The sequence below is a fragment of the Psychrilyobacter sp. genome, from assembly GCF_049671765.1.
Lineage (GTDB): Bacteria > Fusobacteriota > Fusobacteriia > Fusobacteriales > Fusobacteriaceae > Psychrilyobacter.
In genome coordinates this window covers 1-7,608 of record NZ_JBATVM010000304.1, presented here as the reverse complement: position 1 = coordinate 7,608, position 7,608 = coordinate 1, and the positions used below count along the sequence as shown (strand labels likewise).

4 protein-coding genes and 1 pseudogene are annotated in these 7,608 nt (G+C 30.8%); 3 read left to right on the top strand and 2 right to left on the bottom strand.

Annotated elements, in window-relative coordinates; genetic code table 11:
* Window position 1 precedes the first annotated feature (1 nt).
* A pseudogene (locus WBG30_RS14085) lies at window positions 2–340 on the top strand (epoxyqueuosine reductase QueH).
* 196 nt (window positions 341–536) lie between these two features.
* Here WBG30_RS14085 and rpsT read toward each other — a convergent pair.
* Window positions 537–797 carry a 30S ribosomal protein S20 gene (gene rpsT, locus WBG30_RS14080; RefSeq protein ID WP_424505283.1) on the bottom strand — a complete coding sequence of 87 codons (261 nt, stop codon included), beginning with the start codon at window positions 795–797 and terminating at the stop codon, window positions 537–539.
* Window positions 798–1,278: 481 nt separating this feature from the next.
* Here rpsT and WBG30_RS14075 point away from each other — a divergent pair, with 481 nt between their 5' ends.
* A complete protein-coding gene (locus tag WBG30_RS14075; RefSeq protein ID WP_424505282.1) occupies window positions 1,279–2,295 on the top strand; it encodes a calcium/sodium antiporter in 1,017 nt (338 codons plus the stop codon).
* Between the two features lie 25 nt (window positions 2,296–2,320).
* Window positions 2,321–2,818, top strand: a complete 498-nt coding sequence (locus tag WBG30_RS14070; protein WP_424505281.1) for a PTS sugar transporter subunit IIA — start codon at window positions 2,321–2,323, stop codon at window positions 2,816–2,818.
* 86 nt (window positions 2,819–2,904) lie between these two features.
* Here the strand turns inward: WBG30_RS14070 and WBG30_RS14065 are convergent, their stop codons facing one another.
* Complete coding sequence (locus WBG30_RS14065; protein ID WP_424505280.1) at window positions 2,905–7,257, bottom strand: PolC-type DNA polymerase III; 4,353 nt, start codon at window positions 7,255–7,257, stop codon at window positions 2,905–2,907.
* Between the last annotated feature and the right edge of the window lie 351 nt (window positions 7,258–7,608).

Sequence of the window (7,608 nt, the reverse complement as noted above, 5' to 3'; positions counted from 1 at the left end):
GATAAAGGGCTTAGAGGATGTAAGAGAGGGTGGAGAGCGTTGTTTCAAATGTTTCGACCTAAGACTTACCCAAACAGCACAAATGGCTAAAAAACTAAACTATGACTAATTTTGTACTGCACTTTCTATCAGTCCATTAAAAAACGGTCAAAAGATAAATGAGATTGGAATAGAGTTAGAAGAAAGATTAGGAGTTAAATTGTTAAGAGCTGATTTCAAGAAAAAAAACGGGTACAAAAGATCTATAGAATTATCTCGTGAGCACAATCTTTATCGTCAAGATTATTGTGGATGTGTATATTCAAAAAAGGAGAGGGAAGAAGATGAAAAGAAGAAATAAACTTTACCTCTATATTGCTCTAATAGCAGGACTTTATTTCCTATTCAATAGAATTTTATTTCAATATTATGATAATATGATACAGGAATTTATAAATTAATCTAAAATATTAGACACTAGACAATTGAGATAAATAAAAATAATAAAAAAGGAGTTGAATTTTCAACTCCTTTTTAGTCTCTGTTATTACAGGTAATTATAAAGCGTTAACTGCAGCAGATAATCTAGCTTTCTTTCTTGATACAGTGTTCTTCTTGAAAACACCTTTACTAGCAGCTTTATCTAACTCTTTGTAAGTTACAGATAATGCAGCTTTTGCTGCCTCTGCATCTTTAGCTTCAATAGCTGTTAATAATTTTTTTACCATAGTTTTAGTTCTAGATTTTACAGCTTGATTTCTCACTCTGTTTCTTTCTGCCGTTCTTATTCTTTTTCTACCTGATTTAGTATGTGCCAAATTAATTCCTCCTAAGAATTTAAAAATTTAATATTCAAAATAATATTTTACCTCGTAATAATATCATACATCACAAGGAACGTCAAGATACTTCTTAACTAATGAGGTTAATTTGGTAAGTAAATAACAAGATTAGAGACCAATATTGTACAATAGACCGAATATATTATATCATATTTTCAATTACTTTAATACTTGTTTTTAAATCAATGATAAAGTAGAATAAAAAGAGTAATTTTTCCCCATTAATTTTTTAAGCCATAAAAATTATAGGTTGATTTAAATCCCTTATAATTATTAGTAAAAATTAACTTTAGTCAGCTAATCACTAAATAAAATCAAAAAAAATTAAAAGAGAACATGTGTTAGAATCTTTTTTTTCCTTGACTAAAAAAAAAAAAGGAGTATAATGAGATTTGCTTAAAAAAAAGAGGAAAAGCATTTTAATAAAAAAACATGAAAGTTTAGGAGGTTGTATATTATGGTTTACGTTTTATTGATAGTATCTTTTGCTATCTTAATTAAGGGAGCAGATATCTTTATTGAAGGGTCTTCCGTTGTCGCCAAAGCGTTTAAAATTCCAGAATTAATTATCGGAATAGTTATTGTTGGATTTGGAACCTCCCTTCCGGAGTTTGCAGTTAATATGGCTGCTATTGCTAATGATTCTAATGAAATGGCTGTTGGAAATATAGTCGGTTCAAATGTATTTAACATTTTATTTATTGTAGGTGCCATTGCTATCTTTAAACCTATGATCATAGATGATAAATTAGCAACATTTGATTTTCCACTAGCTATAGTTGCAGCGATCCTTCTGCCCTTTTTAGCTTTTGATGGAACACTTTTAGGATTTGATCAAAACCTTACCCGAATTGATGGTATTATATTTATATTTATATTTGCTTATTTTGTAAAAGAAACCATAGCCAAATCCTTGGTAGATCAAAAATATAAAGAGAAAAAAATGATCATTTATGAAATTGCAGGTGGGACTTTCAAACTAAATAAGTTTTTAAATGGGAAAAATAATAAAAAAACGTCTCTAAAACATCTTTCTAAAGATATAGCAATGATCGTCGTTGGATTAATCGCTGTAGTAAAAGGCGGCGATATGGTTATTGAATACGCATCTGAGATTGCTACGACCTTTGGAATGAGTAAACATTTAGTAGGACTTACTATTGTAGGAGTTGGTACATCTCTCCCTGAATTTATAGTATGTATAATGGCAGCTAGAAAAGGTCAACAGGGCATTGTAATTGGAAATATAGTCGGATCAAATACCTTTAATATCTTATTTACTTTAGGAGCATCTATGGCTATAAAACCAATCGTAGTAGATCATGCTATGATTACCGATGCTATGAATGTCGGAATGGCTACAATTTTAGTAGGAGCCTTTGCAATATTAAATAAAAAGATAGGTAGATTAGCAGGATTTGTATTGGTCATGGTATACATAATTTATATGTATAGTGTCATTAAAGGCGCGTAGTAAATTTGTAGGAGGAATCTAAATTATGATGAGTTTAAAAGAAATGTTTAAAAAAAATAAAGAAATACTAGTATTTTCACCCCTTAAAGGTAAAGTCATAGGTCTGAGTGAAGTCCCAGACAATGTTTTTACAAGTAATATTATCGGAGACGGATGCGCTATCATCCCTGAACCTGGAGAAATTTGTGCTCCAATATCTTCTAAAGTAGAAATATTTAAAACTAACCATCTTTTAATTTTTGAACCTAAAAAAGGTGTTTATATTGTTGTCCATTTCGGTGTAGGAACATCCCTTTTAGAAGGTAAAGGATTTAAAAGAATTGTAGAATTATCTCCTAAAAAAATGGTAGAAGTAGGAGATAAATTAATAAGCTATGATCTAGATTATCTAAAAGAAAATGCAAAATCTATAATCACTCCAATAATTGTAAGCGACGATAATGTCGATCATATAGAACTACTTGTAAAAACTGGTGAAAAAGTAGAAGCCGGAGCTCCGCTTATGAAGGTAACTCTTAAATAAAACATAAAAAAAGCAATATGACATTTTATATAAAGACTAAAAAAAGAGTGTATATACACTCTTTTTTTAGTCTTTATAATTACTTTCTAGAATAAGCTTCTTTGATCTGTATCACTTAGCCCATCTATTGAACCCAATTCTTTTAATTTTTCAATTATCGTAGCAGACGCCTTAGTTCTTCTTTTAAGGTCCTCATAAGATGAAAAAGCTCTTCCCGTACGTTCATTAAGCATATTTTCTACTACTGCTGCTCCCAATCCATTTACAGCAACAAGTGGTAACCTTATCTTGTCTCCTTCAATCTTAAACTTAAAACCATCAGATTTATAAACATCTACTCCTAAAAATTCTACTTTACGAGCATTCATCTCCAAGATAATTTCAGATAATGCCATCTGCCCTTTCTGTCTTACATCCATTCGAGGTTCATTGCTTAATTCTTTTATCTTACTTTTTATCCCATCTAAAGTAAGCATGAAGTCAGAATCAAAATCATCAGCTTTTCTACTTAAATATGCAGTATAGAAAGCTTGAGGATAATGAACTTTAAAATATGCAATCCTTACAGACATCATAACATAGGCTACAGCATGACCCTTAGGGAACATATACTTTATCCTTTTACAGGATTCTATATACCAAGAAGGAACTTTTCTACCTTTCATAACGTTTGAATATTCTTCCCAAGTATCAGGTTCTTTACTAGGTCTCCCCTTTCTAACAAACTCCATAATCTTAAAGGCTAATCCTTTTTCGATCCCTGAATCGATAAGAAAGTTCATAATATCGTCTCTTACTGAAATAATTTCTGATAAAGTAGCTTCCCCTTGACGAACAAAGTCTTGGGCATTATTTAGCCAAACATCTGTCCCATGAGATAGTCCAGATATACGACAAAGTTCTGAAAATGTTGTTGGTTTAGTATCTAGTAACATCTGCCTTACAAATCCAGTTCCAAATTCTGGTACTCCATAAGTTCCAACTGTTGACCCTATCTCATCTGGAGTAATCCCTAATGATTCAGTGCTAGAAAATAGCTTAAGAGTTTTTGGATCGGTTAATGGTATATCGTAAACATTAACTCCTGTTAGATCTTGTAATAGTTTAATTGTTGTAGGATCATCATGCCCTAATATATCTAATTTTACTAGTTGCTCATCCATTACGTGATAATCGTAATGGGTAGTTATAGAAGTTGAATTTTGATCATTTGCAGGTCTTTGTACAGGGGTGAAATCATAGATAGATTTACCCTCAGGAACAATGATCATTCCTCCAGGATGCTGTCCTGTAGTCTTTTTAACCCCTTCACATTTTTTTGCTATTCTTTCCATTTCTGCCCCTCTCATGGGCTTATTATTTTCTTCAGAAAATTTTCTTACATACCCATAAGCATTTCTTTCTGCCAGAGTAGAGATAGTTCCAGCTTTAAATACGTTTTCTTTCCCGAATAAAACTTCACAATATTTATGGATAGCACCTTGATATTCTCCTGAGAAATTAAGATCTATATCTGGGACCTTATCTCCATTAAATCCCATAAATACTTCAAATGGTATAGAATGCCCATCACGAATTAATTCTGTATCACATTCAGGACATTTTTTATTAGGTAAGTCTACCCCACTCCCCTCTTTATCCATAAATTCTGAATATTGACATTTGGGACATACATAGTGAGGATAAAGAGCATTTACTTCTGTTATATCCATCATAAATGCAACCAATGAAGATCCTACTGATCCCCTTGAACCTACTAAATATCCATGATCTAGTGATTCTTTTACTAATTTTTGAGCTGATAGATACAATACTGCAAAGCCGTTGCTAATAATAGCTTTTAATTCCCTTTTGATTCTAACATCAATATGTTTAGGAAGGGGATTCCCATATATTTTATAAGCTTTTGCGTAAGTCATGTCACTCACTTCTTCCTCTGCATTATCCATCTTAGGAGGATAAAATCCATCTGGAATAGGTTGAACCTTCTCAATCATCTCATTGATTTTATGAGTGTTATTTATAACTACATCATTTGCTAACTTATCTCCTAGATATGAAAATTCTTCAATCATCTCATTAGTAGTTCTAAAATATAATTGATTATCATATTGCCATGAACTAAATGCCATTCCACTACCATATCTAAGGACACTACGAGTAAGATACTCGTCTGGATTTAGATACTGTACATCTCCTGTAGCTACAACAATCTTACCTTGTTTTTCAGCTAACCCAACAAAATATTTGTTCATCTCAATGATACTGTTGTAAGATTCTACTTCTTTTTTCTCAACTAATTCAGTATATGTTCCCCTTGGATGGATCTCAAAATAATCATAATATTTAGCTAATTCTTCAATCTCAGATTTTGCCGTACCACGAAGGTAAGCTTTTGTTAATTCTCCTTCATTTCTAAAAGTCCCACTACCACTACTAGCCAAAATTAATCCTTCACGTAACTCAGTAAGAAGTGACTTAGGTATTCTAGGTTTTTTCTGACCATAAAAATCAATATGAGCTCTTGAAACTAATTCATATAGATTCCTTAACCCTTTTTGATTTTTAACTAAGATCATTGTATTAAACGTATCCATAAGTTTTATATCAGTTTCATAGACGTTATCTATCTCGCTTAGTTTATAGGCTCCCTTTGTTAATACCATATTCATCATTTTTACAAAAATATGTGCTGTTGCTTCAGCATCATCAACAGCTCTATGGTGGTTGTCAAGTTCGACACCTAAATGTTTTGCCATAGCTTTTAAATTATGCCTTTTGAGGTCTTTTAAAATATTTCTACCCCATAATAAAGTATCTATTACAGCAGGATCATAATTTTGATCAAGTCTACTTTTTAATTTTGTCTGGATAAAACCAATATCAAATTTTGCATTGTGGGCTACCATAGTAGCATCTTTTGAAAATTCTAAAAATTTTGGTAAAACTTCCTCAATTTGAGGAGCATCTGCAACTAATTCATCAGTAATCCCAGTAAGTTTAACTATATTTTCTGGAATAGGTTTATTAGGATTAACAAAGGTAGAAAATCTATCTATAATTTTAGTTCCTTTTAATTTTACTGCTCCTATCTCTGTTACCTCGTCATTATGAGGATCAAATCCAGTAGTTTCTATATCAAAGACTATATATGTTTCATCTTCTATTATGTTATCTCTTGCATTTTTTACCATCTTAACAGCATCATCTACTACATAAGCTTCGCAACCCATGATCACTTTAAAATCTTCCATTCCTTTAGCTACATTAAAAGCAAACGGGAACGAGTGTGTTACACCAAAATCTGTCACTGCAATAGCCTTATGACCCCAAGAATGAGCATGTTTAATTAAATCTTTTGCATCTATAAGCCCTGCCATATCACTCATCTTAGTATGAGCATGTAATTCTATCCTCTTTATTTCTGCCTCATCTTTTCTTATGACTGTTTTTGACTCAATTGCATTTACATTAGTTACAGCTAATATGTCTTCGTTATTCGTATACTGATCATTTTCTTTTTTACCCTTTACTTTGACCCACATACCAGCTTTAATATCTACCTTATTTTCTATTTTTGTGAAGATCTTAATAGAAATTGAATCTTCATGGTTAGTTATTCCAAACTTTACAATTCTCCACTTATTTTTTATCTCAATTTGTTCAACTTTGAAAACTTCTCCCTCTAAAGTACATACTTCTCCAGGATAGATTTCATTAAATTCTAAAAAATCATTGGTTGATCCTTTGATCATTCCACGTCCAAAGATAATTTTTTTCCCTTCACTACTTTCAATAATTTTTACCTTTTCCATATCCCTAGGTTCAGTTCTTTTAGCTTGCACTACAACTTCGTTTGCTGGGTTTTTTAATTGAATCTCCTTATTAGATCTTTCAATCTGTTCCTTGGTAATCTTAATAATTTCATCATTCATAACTTTTACTTCTCTTGTAAAGTCTCCTACAAGGAGCCGAATATCGAGATTATTTATTCCATATTTTCCTAATTTTGTATTTAATTTAATATCTACTTCCGCCTTTAGGAGATTCTCTAAAGATACTTGATCCTTTAATTCTATATCTATATGTTGGTCATGTATATAAACTCTATATAAATGTAAAAAAGATCTAGAAGGAGCACTGGTAGTTTTCAATTCCTTAATAATTCTCTCTACAACTAACTTTATATCCATTTTAGTTAAATTAGCAGTTTCAAATTCAACTCCTAAATCTAGCTCTAATTTATCTCCAAATTTCTTATTAATCTCTTTTTGTATAAGATCTAATTCATCTAAATTATGAAGGTTTTTTACCACACACAACAATTCTATTTTTTTTAATTTTTCATAAATAATAATTTCTTTTAACTCTATATTTTTTACTCCTACAGACTCAAAAAGATTCTTTTTTGGTCGTATTTTAACTATATTTCTAGGCATCTTTCCTCCCGACTTACCCTTAAACAATATTTCTATTTATACTATAATATTACACATAATAAAAAATTGACTTTCTTTATTTTATTTTTTCTATCACCCTAGTATTATATCATAGTCTCTAAATAAAAAATTAAAAAAGAAATGAAAAGATTTATGGATTATTACAATAATTCTAGAAACTGCTGGGGCTTAAAAAAATATGAGTTTTCTCGATATGTTTCTATATTTAAGAATAACTATTATCTTTTTAGAGGAAATTTTAATTACTACTATTTTTCAATACCTTGACCCTAAAATTATCCTATATACTTCAAAGATAATACCACTTTCTTGCCATTTTTCATATTATAG